Here is a 16,662-nt window from a genome sequence, read left to right as displayed (position 1 = left end):
CGGGGATCCGCCAGCCGATCGGGAGCACGACGATGACCAACCCACCGCACGGTGGTCCGCAGCCGGGCTCGTACGGGCAGCCGGGGTACGGCCAGCCGCCGGCCTACGGCCCGCCGGGGCAGTACGGCCAGCCCGGCTCCGGTCAGCAGGCTCCCGCCCAACCGCAGCAGCCGGGGTACGGGCCGCCGCCGGGCTACGGGCAGCCGGGGCAGTACGGGCAGCCGGGGCAGTACGGGCAGCCGGGGCAGTACGGGCAGCCGGGGTACGGCCAGCCGGGCCCGTACGGCCCGTACGGCCAGCCGCCCGGCTACGGGCAGCCGCCGGGCAGGTCGCGCACCGGGCTGGTCGTGGGCCTGGCCGTGCTCGCCGTGCTGGTCATCGCCGCGGCGATCGTCCTGCCGCTCGTGCTCGGCGACGAGGTCCTCGACCGCGGTGCGGTCGAGGAGGACGTGGCCGTGCAGTTCGAGGAGGCCAACGGCGTCGGCGTCGACCTCGACTGCGCTGACGAGATGACCGTCGAGGCCGGCGCCACCTACCAGTGCACCGGCACCACCGCCGACGGCGAGGACGTCACCATCCGGATCGCCATCACCGACCCGGACACCGCCGCCTACACCTGGCAGGAGGTCTGAAGGAGGACCCCCCTGCCCCCCACCGCTCGCAGGCTCGCGGCGGGACCCTGCAGGGGGGCCGCCCGTCCTCCTCACCCCTCGCACGCTCGGGGCGAGCCTCCGGACGGGGCCCCGATCAGGCCAGGGCGTCGGCGGGCCAGCCCAGCGCCGCCCCCAGCCGGCGCACGGACGAGGCGATGCCGTGCTGCTCGGCCAGGGCGGCCAGCCGCCCGGGGTCGGCGGGGCGGCGGGGGAGCGCGTCGTCGAGCGGCGGGAGATCGATGTCGCGGGCGACGGCCACGACGACCGGTGCGGCGTCGAGGTAGCCGGCGCCGGCGTGCAGCTTGCGCAGCACCGCCGCGGTCAGCGGTGCGGCGGGGACGACGGTGCGCGCCGCGGCCGCCCGGATCCCGGCCAGGTCGCCGAACGCGGTGATCAAGGCGGCCGCGGTCTTCGCGCCGATGCCCGCCACGCCGGGCAGCCCGTCGCTGGGGTCCCCGCGGAGGACGGCGAAGTCGGCGTAGGCCCGCCCCGGGATGCCGTACCTGGCCGTCACCGCGGCCTCGTCGACGGCCTCGATGTCGGTGATGCCGCGGGCTGTGTAGAGCACCCGGACGCCGCGGTCGTCGTCCACCAGCTGGAACAGGTCGCGGTCGCCGGTCACCACGTCCACCGGGCCGGCGGCGCGGGTGGCGAGGGTGCCGATGACGTCGTCGGCCTCGTAGCCGGGCGCGCCGACGCGGGCCACCCCGGCGGCGGCGAGCACGTCCGCGAGCACGGGCACCTGCGGGCCGAGCTCGTCCGGCGTCTCCTCCCCGCCGTCGGCGGCCAGCCGGTGCGCCTTGTAGGAGGGCAGCGCCGCCACCCGGAAGGCCGGGCGCCAGTCGTCGTCCCAGCAGGCGACCAGCCGTTCCGGGGCGTGCGCGGTGACCAACCGGGCGGTCATGTCCAGGAAGCCGCGGACGGCGTTCACCGGGCGGCCGTCGGGCGAGGTGACGCTGGTGGGCACGCCGTAGAAGGCCCGGAAGTAGAGGCTGGCCGCGTCCAGCAGCATGGTGGTCACGTCCCGGGACGGTAACGGCCCGGGCCGGTGGGCAGGGGGCGTGGATAGTCTCCGCTCGTGCCTTCACCCACCCCCGCCGGAGCGCTGGTGACCGGCGACCGCGTGCGCCGCGCCCGCGAGGCCGCCGCCGAGGGCGGCGCCGACGTCCTGGTGCTCACCCCCGGGTCGGACCTGCGGTACCTGTGCGGCTACCACGCCCACGCGATGGAACGGCTCACCGCGCTCGTCGTCCCCCGGGCCGGGGAGCCCTTCCTCGTCGTCCCGCGGCTCGAGGCGCCGATGGTCGACGCGAGCCCGGCCGGCGGCCTGGGGCTGGAGGTGCTCGCCTGGGACGAGACCGACGACGCGTTCGCGCTGCTCGCGCGGGAGGTGCGCGCCCGGCTCGGGTCCGACCCGGCCCGGGTCGCGGTGGGGTCGCGCACCTGGGCCGAGCACGCGCTGGGGGTGCAGCGGGCCCTGGGCGGGGCGGTCCTGGAGCTGGCCGCCCCCGTCCTGGACCGGCTGCGCATGGTGAAGACGCCGGCCGAGGTGGCCGAGCTCGCGGCCGCGGGGGCGGCGATCGACCGCGTGCACGCCCGGATGGGGGAGTGGCTGCGGGCCGGCCGCACGGAGGCGCAGGTCGGTGCGGACATCGCCGCCGCGATCCTCGAGGAGGGCCACGTGGCGGTCGACTTCACCATCGTCGGGTCCGGCCCGAACGGGGCCAGCCCGCACCACGAGCTGTCCGACCGGGTGGTGGCCGAGGGCGACCTGGTGGTGGTCGACATCGGCGGGGAGACCGCGACCGGCTACCGCTCGGACTGCACCCGCACCTACGCCGTCGGCCGGGGCCCCGACGCGGAGACCGCTGAGTGGTACGCGGTGCTGCAGGCGGCGCAGGCCGCCGCGTCCGCCGCCGTCCGGCCGGGGGTGACCGCGGAGGCGGTGGACGCCGCCGCCCGCGACGTGATCACCGCGGCCGGGTGGGGGGAGCACTTCATCCACCGGACCGGGCACGGGATCGGCCTGGACACCCACGAGGCGCCCTACATCGTCGCCGGCAACGCCCTGCCCCTGGAGCCGGGCATGGCCTTCTCCGTCGAGCCGGGGATCTACCTGGCCGGCCGGTGCGGGGCGCGCATCGAGGACATCGTCGTCTGCACCGAGGACGGCGTGCAGAGCGTCAACGGGGGTCCGCGTGACCTCGTCGTCCTCCCCGGGTGAGCCGGCGGGCGGCGTCCCGGCCACCTCCGGCGACGTCGACCGCGCGCTGCTCGCCGCCCTCGCCCGCGACGGGCGGGCCAGCTACACCGACCTCGCCGAGCGGGTCGGGCTGTCGGTGTCGGCGGTGCACCAGCGGGTGCGCCGCCTCGAGCAGCGCGGCCTGATCACCGGCTACCACGCCCGGATCGACGCGCGGTCTCTGGGGCTGGGCCTGACCGCGTTCGTCTCCATCACGCCGATCGACGTGGCCCAGCCCGACGACGCGCCCGCCCGGCTGGCGCACCTGACCGAGATCGAGGCCTGCCACTCGGTCGCCGGCATGGAGAGCTACATCCTCAAGGTGCGGGTGTCCTCGCCGGACGCGCTGGAGGCGCTGCTGCAGAAGATCCGGGCGGCGGCCAACGTGACCACCCGCACCACCGTGGTGCTCTCCACCTTCTACGAGGACCGCCCGCCGCTCTAGCCGGTGACCGGTGGCCACGGCACGGGGACGCCGGCCCGACGGGTCGGCCGGATGAGCTCCGCCGGCTCGACACCGCGTCGAACGTGTGTTCGGATGGGCGGGTGCGGTGGGATGCGCAGCGGCTGGATGCCGAGGACGCCGGTGCGCTGCCCGGGATGCCGACCCTGCGCGGGCTGCTGCGCAGCGTGCAGGTGCCCGGGTTCCCGGGGGTGACGTTCCACGAGGTGGCCGGCCGCAGCGCGCTCAACGCCGTGCCGGCGGGCTCGCCGATGCCCTTCCGGTGGAGCATCAACCCCTACCGGGGCTGCACCCATGCCTGTGTCTACTGCCTGGGTCCGGACACTCTCGTCCTGCTGGACGACGGGCGGCAGAGGCCCATCGTCGACCTGCGGGTCGGTGACCGGATCGTGGGGACCGAGCGGCGGGGCACCTCTCGGCACTACGTGATCACAGAGGTGCTGGCGCACTGGTCGACGGTCAAGCGCGCCTACCGCGTGCGCTTGGCCGATGGCACGGAGCTCATGGCCAGCGGCGAGCATCGATTCCTGACCGGACGCGGGTGGGAGCACGTCACCGGGACGACGTCCGGCCGCGATCGGCGCCCCCACCTGACTGCCAACGACGAACTGCTCGGCTACGGCCGGACCGTGGCCACGCCGGAGGACGGAGCCGACTACCGACGCGGCTACGTGACCGGAATGGTCCGCGCCGACGGTCACCTGGCCGTGCACCGGTACCAGCGACCGGGACGGCGGCACGCCGAGCAGCACCGCTTCCGCCTCGCCCTCGCCGACGACGAGGGTCTGCGGCGGACGGAGGACTACCTGGCCCGCTCGGGGGTCGGCACGCATCGCTTCTCCTCCACCCCCGCCACCGAACGGCGGCGTGCGGTGAACGCCATCCGGACGTCGTCCGCGGGCGCCGTCGCTGCGATCACCGCGCTGGTCGAGTGGCCGGATCGGCCGACTCCCGACTGGCACCGTGGTTGCCTCGCCGGGGTGTTCGACGCAGGGGGAAGTCGCAGCGAACACGTCCTGCGCCTCTCCCACGCTGACGCCGAGATCCTGACGAGGACGCAGGGTGCCTGCGCGGCATGGGGGTTCGACGCAGTGATCGAGGATCGAGGGCTGCCGACCGGCGTCTGCACCGTCCGGTTGCGTGGCGGCCTGAGGGAGCAGCTCCGCTTCCTCCACCTGGTCGACCCGGCGATCCGCCGGAGGTGCACTCTCGAGGGCATCGCCGTGACGAGCGATGCGGGCCTCCGAGTGGTGGCCGTGGAGGACCTCGGACTCGAGCTGCCGATGTACGACATCACCACGGGCACCGGCGACTTCGTCGCCAACGGGGTCATCAGCCACAACTGCTATGCGCGCGGCACCCACGAATGGCTGGAGCTGGACGCCGGGCGGGACTTCGACACCCAGGTGGTGGTCAAGACCAACCTCGTGGAGGTGCTGCGCCGGGAGCTGGCCCGCCCGTCGTGGCGGCGCGAGCACGTGGCGCTGGGGACCAACACCGACCCCCACCAGCGGGCCGAGGGCCGCTACCGGCTGGTGCCCGGGGTCATCCGGGCGCTGGCCGGCTCCGGCACGCCGTTCTCGGTGCTCACCAAGGGCACGCTGCTGCGCCGCGACCTGCCGCTGCTGGCCTCGGCCGCCGGGCAGGTGCCCGTGGGCCTGGGCGTGTCGATGGCGATCCTGGACGACGACCTGCACGGGGCCCTGGAGCCGGGCGAGCCCGGCCCCCGGGCGCGGCTGGACCTCGTCCGGGCCGTCACCGACGCCGGCCTGCCCTGCGGGGTCTTCCTCGCCCCGGTGCTGCCCGGGCTCACCGACCGCCTGGCCGACCTCGAGGCGGCGCTGTCCGCCGTCGCCGACGCCGGGGCCACGGGGGTCACCGTCGTCCCCCTGCACCTGCGCCCCGGGGCGCGGGAGTGGTTCTCGGGCTGGCTCGCGCGGGAGCACCCGCAGCTGGTCCCGCGCTACCGGCAGCTCTACCGCGGGTCCACCGTGGCACCGGAGTACCGCCGTTGGCTGGGTGCGCGGGTCGCGCCGCTGCTGGCCCGGTACGGCCTGGACCGGCAGGCCGGGGGAGCGGCCCGCGGCGTGCCCGGTGACGCCGAGGTGGGCTTCCCGGCCGGCAGCCTCCCCGGTGCCCCACCGGCGCGGGCTCGGGACACCACCCCCGCGGCCGAGCAGCTCACCCTGCTGTGAGGGTCCGGCGGGGCGGCGTGACCGGCTGACAGCATCACGGTCATGACGGTCGTGCGCTCGCTGCTGCTGTTCGGTCTCGCCGCGCTGGCCGAGATCGGCGGGGCGTGGCTGGTGTGGCAGGGGGTCCGCGAGCACCGGGGCTGGCTGTGGGCCGGGGTGGGTGTGCTGGCGCTGGGCGCCTACGGGTTCGTCGCGACGCTGCAGCCCGAGGCCCACTTCGGCCGGGTCCTGGCCGCCTACGGGGGCGTGTTCGTCGCCGGGTCGCTGGCCTGGGGCGTGCTGGTGGACCGGTTCCGGCCGGACCGCTTCGACATCCTCGGCGCGCTGGTGTGCCTGCTCGGCGTCGCCGTCATCATGTACGCGCCGCGGGCCTAGCGGCACCTAGCCGCCGGGGCCGTCCAGCCGCTCGGCCCGCGCGGCCCGGGCCCTGCGCGCCACGACCCGCTCGGCCCGCACCGCGCCGCGGGCGGCGACCGGTGCGGCCCCGGCGGCCAGGGCGAGCCGGCGGAACGAGTCGTAGGACAGCTCCCGGTAGCGCACCGCCAGGGCCTCCACCTCCGCGCGCCGGGAGGGGGGCGCGGTCTCCCGCAGGTACCCGGCGGTGCGGGCGGCGTGCTTGGCGAAGGTGACCTGCAGGGCCTGGGTGGAGAGCCGGCCGCCGACCGCGGAGCCGAAGCCGGGGCCCTTGCGGAGAGCGGGCAGCACCCACGGGCTGGCGGCGAGGGCGGGGTACCGGTCGCGGGCCGCCTCCCAGGCGTGCCAGGCGGTGAGCGCGCCGGGCACCGACCAGCGGCCGTCGTCGGTGTGCACGAGCAGCCGGCGCGTCGAGGGGTGCACCTGCTCCCGCCGCAGCGAGCGGAACTGGCCCACCGTGCCCGGCCAGCCCAGCGCCAGCGCGCACCAGGCGACGGCGCGCAGGTGCTCGGGATCGCTCCCGCGCACCTCGGTGAGCGGCCGGAGCTCGAGGGTCACCGGGTCCGGTTCCGGGGTGGGGGCGCCGGGCAGCGCCAGCCCGCCGTAGCGCGCGACCTTGCTGTACAGGGCGATCGTGGCCGGCTTCCACTCCCGGGCGACGGCGATGGGGGAGAGGCCCTCCTCGCTGAGCTGGTCGGGGCCCAGGCCCAGCTCCAGCGCGGCGTCCACGAGCCGGCGCCACTGCGGCTCGTAGCCCTCCGGGGCGGCCAGCCGCGCCCAGGCGCGCGCCGCCGGCGGGCTCGGCATCTCCGGCAGCGGGGTCTGCCACGGACCGGTCACACCTCCAGCTTACCCGTTATCCCCAACAAAGCGCCACATGGAACGTGAGCGACCACGATGGGGGAACGGCGCCTCCGGCGCCGGAGCACCGACCGCAACGCCCGTTCCCCGGTGTCGACGCGCGGGATCCGGCGGGGCCCCGGAGGATCACCCGGTGCGCACGGTCGGGGTCGAGGAGGAGCTGCTGGTGGTCGACGCCGCGGGGCGGCCGACCCCGCGCGGGCCGGCCGCGCTGCGGGTCGCCGCCTCCCGCGGGGAGGGGGAGACCGTGGGCGAGCACGACCACGGGGGCCCGGGGGAGGGCGGGGACGCCGCCGGGGCGCGGCTGGTCCCGGAGCTGAAGGCCCAGCAGGTCGAGTTCGGCACCCGCGTCTGCGAGCGGCTCGACGACGTGGCCGCCGAGGTGCGGCACTGGCGGCAGCGGGCCGACGCCGCGGCCCGGGCGGTCGGCGCCCGCGTGGCGGCCCTGGCCAGTTCCCCGGTCGCGGTGGAACCGGTGACCACGCCGGGGGAGCGCTACGCGCTGATGACCGAGACGTTCGGCCTCACGGCCCTCGAGCAGCTCACCTGCGGGTGCCACGTGCACGTCTCGGTGGACGGCGACGAGGAGGGCGTCGCCGTGCTCGACCGGATCCGCGTGTGGCTCCCGGTGCTCACGGCGCTGTCGGCCAACTCGCCGTTCTGGCTGGGCCGCGACAGCGGGCACGCCAGCTACCGCGCGCAGGCGTGGGGGCGCTGGCCCTCGGCGGGCCCGACCGAGCCGTTCGGGTCCGCCGAGGGGTACCACGGCGTGGTGGAGCAGCTCCTGGCGTCGGGGACGATCGTCGACGCGGGGATGGTCTACTTCGACGCCCGGCTCTCCGAGCGGTGGCCCACCGTCGAGGTGCGCACCGCCGACGTCCTGCTGCACGCCGAGCACGCCGTCGTCCTCGCCGGTCTGGTCCGCGGCCTGGTCGAGACCGCGGCTCGGGAGTGGCGGGCCGGGCACCCGGCGCCTCGGGTGCGCAGCGAGCTGCTGCGGGTGGCCGGCTGGCGGGCCAGCCGCTCGGGTCTGGACGGCGAGCTCGTCCACCCGGCCTCCGGGCGGCCGGCCCCCGCCGCCGCGGTCGTGGCGGCGCTGCTCGACCACGTGGGGGAGGCGCTCGTCGCGTGCGGCGACGACGCCCGGGTGCGCGCCGGTGTGGCCGACCTGGTGCGGGGCGGCACCGGCGCGGCCTTCCAGCGGCGGGTGCACCGGGAGACCGGGGAGCTCGCCGCGGTGGTTCGGGCGGCGGTGACGGCCACGCGGGTCTGAGGCGGCCGCCGGGAACGGCCGGTTATCGTCCCGCCATGGAGACCGCTCGCTGGCGCGACGTCGTCCGCCGGGACCTCTTCGGGCCCCGGCCCGACCCCCGTGACCGGCTCTACCGGCTGGTGATCCGGCTCGTGCTGGTGGTCTTCCGGCTGCTGGACCTGCGCTTCGACGTGCGCGGCGGCGAGCACGTCCCGGCGTCCGGGCCGGCGGTGGTGTGCAGCAACCACGTCAGCTACCTGGACTTCACCTTCCTCGGCCTGGCGGCGCTGCCCCGGCGCCGGCTGGTGCGGTTCATGGCCAAGGAGTCGGTGTTCCGCCACCGCGTCTCGGGGCCGCTCATGCGCGCCATGCGGCACATCCCGGTGGACCGCCGGGCCGGGGCCGCCGCCTTCGACGCCGCGGTGCGCGCGCTCAAGGACGGTCAGGTCGTCGGGGTGTTCCCCGAGGCGACGATCAGCAGCAGCTTCGTGCTCAAGGACCTCAAGGCCGGCGCCGCCCGCATGGCCATCGACTCCGGCGCCCCGGTGCTGCCCGCGGCGGTCTGGGGCGGGCACCGCATCACCACCAAGCACCACCCGGTGGACCTGCGGCGGGGCGTGGCCGTGACCGTCGTGCTCGGGGAGCCGATCGTGCCGGAGCCGGGGGAGACCGCGCCGGCCCTGCTGGGGCGCATCCGGGCGGCCATGGAGGTGCTGGTCGACGAGGCGCAGCGCACCTACCCGCAGCCGCCCTCCGGCCCGGCGGAGCTGTGGTGGCAGCCGGCGCACCTGGGCGGCACGGCGCCGACGCCGCAGCAGGCGGCGGAGCGCGACCACCCGGACGTCCGGGGGACGCGGCGGCGGCTGCCGCGGCCGCACCCGGTGGCGCGGCTGCGCCGCCTGGTCGGTCGGCGCGGGCGGCGCTGAGGGCGGCCGCACCCCGGCGCTACTCCACCACCGGGGGCGCGACCAGCCGGAACACCTCGAGCTCGGCGTCGTACCAGCGGCGCATCCGGCCGAGGTGGACCATCCCGAGGCGCCGGCAGACGGCCATGGACGCCTCGTTGCCGGGGCGCACGACGGCGTAGACCTCGGGCAGGCCCCCGTCGAAGGCCTTGCGCACCACCGCGCGGGCGGCCTCGGTGGCGTAGCCCCGCCCCCAGGCGTCCGGGTGCAGGTGCCAGCCGACCTCGACCTCGCCGACGCCGTCCGGGAGGGGCTTGAGCAGCACGGTGCCCAGCACGGTGCCGGTGGCGGCCTCCTCCACCGCCCAGACGCCGTAGCGGTCGGAGCAGGCGCAGACCTCCGTCCAGCGGGCGACGAGCTCCACCGGGGTGAGCGCCGGGGGGCCGCCCAGCCAGCGGGTGACCGCGGGGCGGCCGTAGATGTCGGCCAGCCGGGCGAGGTCGTCGCGGGCGGTGGTCCACGGGCGCAGGCGCAACCGTCCGGTGTGCAGCACCCCGGCCCCGGCCGCCATGGGGCGCCCCTACCCGCCCGGCGGGCCCCGGGACACGCGCGCCGGCGGCCCCGTCCCGGGTCGGCCCCGTCCAGAGGCTCGCCGTGGCCCCGTCCAGGGGCCCGCCCCGAGCGTGCGAGGGGTGGGGAGGACGGGGTCCTTGCTCAGTCGACCAGGGACGCCTCCCGGGAGGCGGCGGCCAGGTCGGCGGCTCCGTCTCCTCCACCCGCCCAGCCGCCGCGGGCCCGCCACCACGCCTGCCCGGTCCGGGGCAGGGTGTGCACCGGGTCGTAGTAGGTGTAGCGGCGGTCGAGGGCGCCGTCGTCGTCGCGCTCGATGCCGGTGCGGTAGTTCTTGGTCCAGTAGCTGATGCCGCGCTCGCGGTCGTACTCGGCGACCTGGTGCACCCAGCGCTTGCCGACGTAGGGGACGTCGCAGACGATCCGCGGGGTGGCGAAGCCGGGCAGGTAGCCCATGAGGTCGTGCTGCAGGGTCTGGGCCTCGGCCAGCGACACCCGCCAGTGCTCGGCGCTGGGGATCATGTCGCACATGTAGAAGTAGTAGGGCGTGATGCCGGCGCCGTCGAGCAGCGCGAAGCACAGGTCGAGCAGGTCGGGGGCGGTCGCGTTCACCCCGCGCAGCAGCACGCCCTGGTTGCGCACGTCGCGCACCCCGGCGGCCAGCAGCGCCCCGGCCGCCTCGGCCACCAGCGGGGTGACCTGGGCGGCGGTGTTGACGTGGGTGTGCACGGCCAGGGACACCCCGCGCGCCCGCGCCGTCGTCGCCAGCCGGGTCATGCCCGCGACGACGTCGTCCTGCAGCCAGTGCTGCGGCAGCCCCATGAGCGCCTTGGACGCCAGCCGGACGTCGCGCACGGACTCGATCTCCAGCAGCCCGGCGACGAACGCCTCGAGGTTCTTGAACGGCAGGTTGGCGACGTCCCCGCCGGAGACCACGACGTCCCGGACGCCGGGGGTGGCCCGCAGGTACTCCAGCATCGCGGCCTGCCGGTCGACCGGCTTGAGCGCGAAGCGCAGCTTCTCGACCGCGGGGGTGGAGTTGCCGACGAGGTCCATCCGGGTGCAGTGGCCGCAGTACTGCGGGCAGGTGGACAGCAGCTCGGCGAGCACCTTGGTGGGGTAGCGGTGGGTGAGCCCCTCGACCGCCCACATCTCGTGCTCGTGCAACGAGTCCCGGGCCGCGTAGGGGTGGCTGGCCAGCGGGCCGGGGAGCCGGTCGGAGGCGACCGGGAGCATGTAGCGGCGCACCGGGTCGGCGCGCATCGCGGCGGGGTCGGGCACCCGGTCGGGGACCATCGTGTTGAGCATCTGCGGCGGCAGCAGCAGCGACATCGTCGCCCGGCCGGCCTGGTCGGCAGCGACGTCGGCGTAGAAGGGCTCGTCGAGCAGGTCGCCGTACACCCCGCGCAGCTGGCGCAGGTTCTTGACGCAGTGGGCGCGCTGCCACTGGGCGCTGCGCCACTCCTGCTCGGTGACGTCGGCGAACCCGGGCAGCCGCCGCCAGTCGGGCTCGACCAGCGGCCGGGCGACGTACTCGTAGGGCTGTTCCAGCACGGCGCGCACCTCTTCCGGGGGTCGGTCCTCCCTCGATCCGGCACTGTACGGGAAGATGTCCGTCACACGGTGACGATCGCGATACGTTCTCCTCCCACGATGGGGTGAGACAGGAGGATCGGTGGATGCGGTAGGGCGCGCCCTCGGGGTGCACCGGGTGCTGGAGCCGGTCGGGGTGCTGCCCCAGGCGGCCCTCCGGCTCGACCCCGACCCGGCGATCGGGCCCGACGAGGTCCGCGTGTCGGTGCAGCGGCTGAACCTCGACGCCGCCTCCTTCCGGCAGCTGTCGGAGTCCTGCGGCGGGGACGGCGCGGCGGTGCGGGCCGCGGTGCTCGACATCGTGGCCGCGCGCGGCAAGATGCAGAACCCGGTCACCGGCTCGGGCGGGATGCTCATCGGGACCGTGGCGGCGGTCGGGCCGGGGTCCCCGCTGGGCCTGCGGGTCGGCGACCGGGTGGCCACGCTGGTCTCCCTGACCCTGACCCCGCTGCGGATCACCGACGGCCTGGCCCGCTGGGACGGCCGCTCCGAGCAGGTCCCCGCGGAGGGGACGGCGGTGCTGTTCGCCCGCTCCGTCGCCGCCGTCCTGCCCGACGACCTGCCCGACCCCGTGGCCCTCGCCGTCCTCGACGTCTGCGGGGCGCCGGCCGTCACCGACCGGGTGGTCCGGCGCTCCGGGGCGCGGTCGGTGCTCGTGCTGGGGGCGGCGGGCAAGTCCGGGTGCCTGTCGCTGGCCGCGGCGCGGGCCGCGGGGGCCACGGCCCTGACCGGGCTGGTCCGCGACGAGCGGGAGGCCGCCGCCCTGCGCGCGGCCGGCCTGGCCGACCGCGTGGTCGTCGCCGACGCCACCGACCCGCTGGCCGTCGCCGCGGCGGTGGGCGAGCCCGCCGCGGTCACGGTCGTGTGCGTCGACGCACCGGGCGCCGAGCACGGCGCGGTCCTGGCGACGGCACAGGGTGGCACCGTGGTCTTCTTCTCGATGGCGACCTCGTTCGCCCAGGCGGCGCTCGGCGCGGAGGGGATGGCAGCGGACGTGACGATGCTGATCGGCAACGGCTACGCACCGGGGCACGCGGAGGCGGCGCTCGAGCTGTACCGCCGCTCGGCCGGTGTCCGCGCCCTGCTCGACGCACGCGTGCCGGCATGACGCTGCTGCTCACCGACGTCACCGTCGGCGACCGGCCCGGCCGCGCCGTCCAGGTCGCCGGCGGGCGGATCGCCTGGCTCGGCGACGCCGTCGACGCCCCGCGCTCCGACCGGGTGCTGGCGGCGGAGGGAGCGCTGCTCACGCCGGCCTTCGTGGACGCGCACGTGCACGCCACCGCGGCCGGGCTGGCCCTCACCGGTCTCGACCTGCACTCGAGCGTGAGCCTGCGGGAGGCGGTGGAGACCGTCACCGGGCACGTCACCGCCACGCGCGGCATCGTGCTCGGCACCGGCTGGGACGAGACCGGCTGGCCCGAGGGGCGCGGGCTGACCCGCGCGGACCTCGACGCCGTCGTCGGCGACCGGCCGGCCTACCTGGCCCGCGTCGACGTGCACTCGGCGGTGGCCTCCACCGCGCTGCTGGACCGGGTGCCCGGCGTCACCGCCCTGCCCGGCTGGTCCCCGGACGGGCAGCTGCGGCTCGACGCCCACCACGCCGTCCGGCAGGCCGCCTACGGCGCCGTCGACCCCGTGCAGCGGCGGGCCGCGCAGCGCGCGACGCTGGACGCCGCGGCGGCGCTGGGCATCGGCACCGTGCACGAGATGGCCGGCCCGGAGGTGTCCGGCGCCGAGGACCTCGCCGGGCTGCTGGCGCTGGCCGCGGAGCGGCCCGGGCCGCGGGTGCTCGGCTACTGGGGCGAGCTGGCCGGCCGCGGCGGGCTGGTCCTGGTCGAGGAGCTCGGCCTGGCCGGGGCCGGGGGCGACCTGTTCTGCGACGGCGCGTTCGGCTCGCACACCGCCGCCCTGTCGGCGCCCTACGCCGACCGGCCGGGCACCAGCGGAGCCCTGCGCTTCGACCCCGGCGACCTGGTCGAGCACGTGCGCGCCTGCACCCTCGCCGGCGTCCAGGCCGGGTTCCACGTCATCGGCGACGCCGCGCTCGCGCAGGTGCTCGCCGCGGTCGGGGAGGTCGCCGCCGAGCTCGGGCTCGCCGCCGTCCGCGCCTGCCGGCACCGGCTCGAGCACGTGGAGATGGTCGACCCGGCCGCCGTGGGACGGCTGGCCCGGTGGGGCGTGGTGGCCAGCGTCCAGCCGGCCTTCGACGCGGCCTGGGGCGGCACGGAGGGCATGTACGCCGAGCGGCTGGGCGTCGAGCGGGCCCGGGCGACCAACCCGTTCGCCGAGCTCGCCGACGCCGGCGTCGCCCTGGCGCTGGGCAGCGACGCCCCGGTCACCCCGCTGGACCCCTGGGGCGGGGTGCACGCCGCCGTCGACCACCGCACGCCGGGCGCGGGGCTGCGGCCCTTCGACGCCTTCGACGCCGCCACCCACGGCGGGTGGCACGCCGCCCGCGCCGAGCACCCCGCCGGGCCCCTGGCCGTCGGGGCGCCGGCCGACCTCGCGCTGTGGGAGACCACCGCGACGCTCTCCGCCGTCCTGGCCGGCCGGGCCCGCCCCGCCTGCCGGCAGCTGCTCGTCGCCGGGGAGGTCGTCCGATGACCGCCCGGCTCGACCTGGACCCCGCGCTGGTCACCCGCGCCCGGGAGCTGGCCGCGTGCGCCGCGCAGCCGGTCGTCGACCTGGCCCGGGCGCACACCACCGTCTCGGTGGAGCGCGCGGTGCTCCGGCTGGCCGGGCTGACCGGCACCGACCCGGTCACCGGGGACGGCGACCGGCGGGAGGGCACCGCCCGGGACGGCACGGCCACCGACCGGGTGCCGTGGGTCAACCGGGTGGTCGACGCCGTCCGCGACCAGGTGGGGCTGGAGCACGGTGTCGCGCTGCCGGTGTGGCACGCCCTCGCCTCGGGTGCCGCCCCGGACCTGCAGGCGGTGGCCGAGCAGGTGGGCGCCGGGACGGCGCGCTTCGTCGTCCCCACCGGTGCCGGCGCCGAGCGCGCCCGGGACGCCGCCCGTGCCGCCGTCGCCGCCGGCCTGGCCCGCGTGGACGCCAACCGGGCCCGCCGCGAGGAGCTCGTCGCCCGCCTCGGGGACGCGCCGCGCCGGCCGTGGGTCTACCTCATCGTGGCCACCGGCGACATCCACGAGGACATCCCGCAGGCCCAGGCCGCCGCCCGGGCCGGCGCCGACGTCATCGCCGTCATCCGCTCCACCGGGCAGTCGCTGCTGGACTACGTGCCCGAGGGCGCCACCCGCACCGGGTACGCCGGCACCTACGCCACCCAGGAGAACTTCCGGCTGATGCGGGCCGCGCTGGACGACGTCAGCGCGGAGCTGGGCCGCTACGTGCGGCTGACCAATTACGCCTCCGGGCTGTGCATGCCGGAGATCGCCGTGCTGGCCGGCCTCGAACGGCTCGACATGATGCTCAACGACGCGATGTACGGGATCCTCTTCCGCGACATCAACCCGCGGCGCACCTTCGTCGACCAGCGGTTCAGCCGGATGGTGCACGCCCGCGCCGGCATCGTGATCAACACCGGCGAGGACAACTACCTCACCACCGCCGACGCCGTCGACGAGGCGCACACCGTCACGGTCAGCCAGTTGCTCAACGAGACGCTGGCCAAGGAGGCCGGGCTCGAGGACTGGCAGCTCGGCCTCGGGCACGCCTTCGAGATCGACCCCGACCTGCCCGACTCCTTCCGGCTGGAGCTGGCGCACGCGCTGCTGGCCCGCTCGCTGTTCCCCGACGCGCCGCTGAAGTGGATGCCGCCGACCAAGCACATGACCGGCGACGTGTTCCGCGGCTACCTGCTCGACGGCTTCTTCAACCTGGCCGGGGCGCTCACCGGCCAGGGCATCCTGCTGGTCGGGATGATGACCGAGGCCGTGGTCACCCCGTGGCTGTCCGACCGCGACCTGGCCCTGCGCAACGTCCGCTACGTGCTCGACGCCGCCGGCGGCCTGGTCGAGGACTTCGCCCCGCCGCCCGGCGGGTTCATCGACCGCCGCGCCGACAGCGTGCTGCGCGAGGCGGTCGCCCTGCTGGAGCGGATCGCCGACCACCCGCAGGGGCTCATCCAGGCGATCGCCGACGGCACGTTCGGCATCACCCGGCGCCCGCCGGACGGCGGCAAGGGCCTCGACGGCGTCGTCGCGCTGACCGCTGAGGCGTACAACCCGGCCCTGGAGCTGCTGGAGGCGGTCCGTGCCTGACGGGATCGACGTGGTCCGCCCCTACGGGGACACCACCGGCGACGGCATGGTGCAGCTGTCGTTCACCCTGCCCGTGCCGCCGGGGCCGCGGGCCGAGGGGGCGGCGCTGCAGCTGGCCGGGAAGATGGGCATCGCGCCGGCGATGGTGGTGCACAGCCACGGGATCGGCGGCGGGGGCGGCGGCGGGGCGGCCTTCACCTTCTTCGTCGTCTACGGGCCGGTGCGCCACCTGGTCGACCTCGCCGCCGTGCAGGTGGAGGAGCGGGCCTACCCGCTGCTGTCGCCCGGCGAGGTCGACGGCGCCATCCGGGCCGGGCTGCACCGCCAGCTGGTGGTGCTGGGCGCCTGCATCGGCACCGACGCGCACACCGTGGGCATCGACGCAATCCTCAACATCAAGGGCTTCGCGGGGGAGAAGGGCCTGGAGTACCACCGGGAGATGCGGGTGGCCAACCTCGGCGCCCAGGTGACCGTGCCCGAGCTGGTCGCCCGCGCCCGGGCCGAGCGGGCCGACGCCGTCCTGGTCTCCCAGGTGGTCACCCAGCGCGACGCCCACCTGCGCAACACCCGCGAGCTGGCCGCCGCCTTCCGCGAGGCGATGGGCGAGGCCCGGCCCCTGCTCGTCGTCGGCGGCCCCCGCTTCGACCCGGCGATGGCCGCCGAGCTCGGCGTGGACCGGGTCTTCGGCCGCGGCACGACGCCCGGCGAGGTGGCCAGCTACCTGGTGCACGCCCTGATCGGCTCGCGCCGACCCGACACCCCCGCCCCGGAGGACCCATGACCGCGTCGCACGGCGCCCCCGCGGGGACCGACCCGCGGCTCGGGCTGATCGTCACCCACCGCCGCTACGTGCCCTACGCCCACGCCCACTACGGCGGGGACCTCGTCGACGGGGCCTACACCCTCGGCCTGTTCGGCGACGTCGCCACCGAGGTGGCGATCGTGGCCGACGGCGACGAGGGGCTGCTGGCCGGCTACACCGACGTCCGCTTCCTGGCGCCGGTGCGGGCCGGGGACGTCCTGGAGGCGACCGCCGAGGTGGTGCGGGTCGGGCGGCGCAGCCGGGAGCTGCGGTGCACCGCCCGGGTGGTCGCGCGGGCCGAGCCGGAGCGCGGGCCCTCGGCCGCCGCGGTGCTGGACCCGCCGCTGGTGGTCGTCGAGGCCACGGCCACCCTCGTCGTCCCCTGACCCCGACGGCGCCGGGCGGTGGTCACGGCGCCGTGATCGCGGGGATCCGCCGGGGGGAACCGGGTGGGTGGGATGCTGGGGGCGGTCGCGGGCGGGGACG

The 16,662-nt window shown here is 76.7% G+C and carries 16 protein-coding genes; 12 read left to right on the top strand and 4 right to left on the bottom strand.

Going from position 1 to position 16,662, the window contains the following annotated elements; all coding sequences use genetic code 11:
* Positions 1-32: 32 nt before the first annotated feature.
* Positions 33-632, top strand: coding sequence for a DUF4333 domain-containing protein (locus D0Z06_RS14550; RefSeq protein ID WP_117378154.1), 600 nt, complete (start codon positions 33-35; stop codon positions 630-632).
* Positions 633-747: 115 nt separating this feature from the next.
* Here the strand turns inward: D0Z06_RS14550 and D0Z06_RS14545 are convergent, their stop codons facing one another.
* Positions 748-1,665 (bottom strand): 5'-3' exonuclease, encoded by a 918-nt coding sequence (locus D0Z06_RS14545; protein ID WP_117378230.1) that lies wholly within the window; start codon positions 1,663-1,665, stop codon positions 748-750.
* Positions 1,666-1,731: 66 nt separating this feature from the next.
* Between D0Z06_RS14545 and D0Z06_RS14540 the strand changes: the two genes are divergently transcribed.
* From D0Z06_RS14540 to D0Z06_RS14525, 4 genes are all read left to right on the top strand, one after another.
* Positions 1,732-2,877, top strand: a complete 1,146-nt coding sequence (locus D0Z06_RS14540) for a M24 family metallopeptidase (protein WP_233517687.1) — start codon at positions 1,732-1,734, stop codon at positions 2,875-2,877.
* Positions 2,852-3,340 (top strand): Lrp/AsnC family transcriptional regulator, encoded by a 489-nt coding sequence (locus D0Z06_RS14535; RefSeq protein ID WP_117378152.1) that lies wholly within the window; start codon positions 2,852-2,854, stop codon positions 3,338-3,340. Before D0Z06_RS14540 ends, D0Z06_RS14535 begins: the two co-directional genes overlap by 26 nt.
* Before the next feature lie 101 nt (positions 3,341-3,441).
* On the top strand, positions 3,442-5,553 hold the full coding sequence (locus D0Z06_RS14530) for an intein-containing Rv2578c family radical SAM protein (RefSeq protein ID WP_117378151.1): 2,112 nt from the start codon (positions 3,442-3,444) through the stop codon (positions 5,551-5,553).
* A gap of 42 nt (positions 5,554-5,595) precedes the next feature.
* Positions 5,596-5,928: a YnfA family protein gene (locus tag D0Z06_RS14525; RefSeq protein ID WP_117378150.1), complete on the top strand. Its 333-nt coding sequence runs from the start codon at positions 5,596-5,598 to the stop codon at positions 5,926-5,928.
* Positions 5,929-5,934: 6 nt separating this feature from the next.
* Here the strand turns inward: D0Z06_RS14525 and D0Z06_RS14520 are convergent, their stop codons facing one another.
* The gene (locus D0Z06_RS14520) at positions 5,935-6,807 is read right to left on the bottom strand and encodes a hypothetical protein (protein ID WP_117378149.1); all 873 of its coding nucleotides are present in this window, start codon (positions 6,805-6,807) and stop codon (positions 5,935-5,937) included.
* Between the two features lie 154 nt (positions 6,808-6,961).
* Here D0Z06_RS14520 and D0Z06_RS14515 point away from each other — a divergent pair, with 154 nt between their 5' ends.
* Both D0Z06_RS14515 and D0Z06_RS14510 read left to right on the top strand, forming a co-directional pair.
* Complete coding sequence (locus tag D0Z06_RS14515) at positions 6,962-8,101, top strand: glutamate--cysteine ligase (RefSeq protein WP_233517686.1); 1,140 nt, start codon at positions 6,962-6,964, stop codon at positions 8,099-8,101.
* A gap of 35 nt (positions 8,102-8,136) precedes the next feature.
* On the top strand, positions 8,137-9,006 hold the full coding sequence (locus D0Z06_RS14510) for a lysophospholipid acyltransferase family protein (RefSeq protein WP_117378147.1): 870 nt from the start codon (positions 8,137-8,139) through the stop codon (positions 9,004-9,006).
* A gap of 19 nt (positions 9,007-9,025) precedes the next feature.
* Here D0Z06_RS14510 and D0Z06_RS14505 read toward each other — a convergent pair whose 3' ends face one another.
* Positions 9,026-9,556, bottom strand: a complete 531-nt coding sequence (locus tag D0Z06_RS14505) for a GNAT family N-acetyltransferase (RefSeq protein WP_117378146.1) — start codon at positions 9,554-9,556, stop codon at positions 9,026-9,028.
* A gap of 143 nt (positions 9,557-9,699) precedes the next feature.
* Positions 9,700-11,109, bottom strand: coding sequence for a KamA family radical SAM protein (locus D0Z06_RS14500; protein WP_117378228.1), 1,410 nt, complete (start codon positions 11,107-11,109; stop codon positions 9,700-9,702).
* Between the two features lie 121 nt (positions 11,110-11,230).
* Here D0Z06_RS14500 and kdd point away from each other — a divergent pair, with 121 nt between their 5' ends.
* From kdd to kal, 5 genes are read left to right on the top strand one after another with little or no spacing between them, the layout of a single operon-like run.
* On the top strand, positions 11,231-12,256 hold the full coding sequence (gene kdd, locus D0Z06_RS14495) for an L-erythro-3,5-diaminohexanoate dehydrogenase (protein WP_117378145.1): 1,026 nt from the start codon (positions 11,231-11,233) through the stop codon (positions 12,254-12,256).
* Positions 12,253-13,755: an amidohydrolase gene (locus tag D0Z06_RS14490; protein WP_117378144.1), complete on the top strand. Its 1,503-nt coding sequence runs from the start codon at positions 12,253-12,255 to the stop codon at positions 13,753-13,755. Before kdd ends, D0Z06_RS14490 begins: the two co-directional genes overlap by 4 nt.
* Positions 13,752-15,374 (top strand): lysine 5,6-aminomutase subunit alpha, encoded by a 1,623-nt coding sequence (gene kamD, locus D0Z06_RS14485; RefSeq protein ID WP_117378143.1) that lies wholly within the window; start codon positions 13,752-13,754, stop codon positions 15,372-15,374. Before D0Z06_RS14490 ends, kamD begins: the two co-directional genes overlap by 4 nt.
* Positions 15,367-16,155, top strand: coding sequence for a lysine 5,6-aminomutase subunit beta (kamE, locus tag D0Z06_RS14480; RefSeq protein ID WP_117378142.1), 789 nt, complete (start codon positions 15,367-15,369; stop codon positions 16,153-16,155). The genes kamD and kamE overlap by 8 nt, the downstream gene beginning before the upstream one ends.
* Entirely contained in the window at positions 16,152-16,562 is a 411-nt protein-coding gene (kal, locus tag D0Z06_RS14475; protein ID WP_117378141.1) for a 3-aminobutyryl-CoA ammonia lyase, read from the top strand. The genes kamE and kal overlap by 4 nt, the downstream gene beginning before the upstream one ends.
* The last annotated feature ends 100 nt before the right edge of the window (positions 16,563-16,662 follow it).

It is taken from the genome of Geodermatophilus marinus, from assembly GCF_003428645.1.
In the GTDB taxonomy this organism is placed as follows: domain Bacteria; phylum Actinomycetota; class Actinomycetes; order Mycobacteriales; family Geodermatophilaceae; genus Geodermatophilus.
The sequence above is the reverse complement of the archived record's forward strand: the minus strand, read 5'-3'. Positions and strand labels throughout refer to the sequence as shown.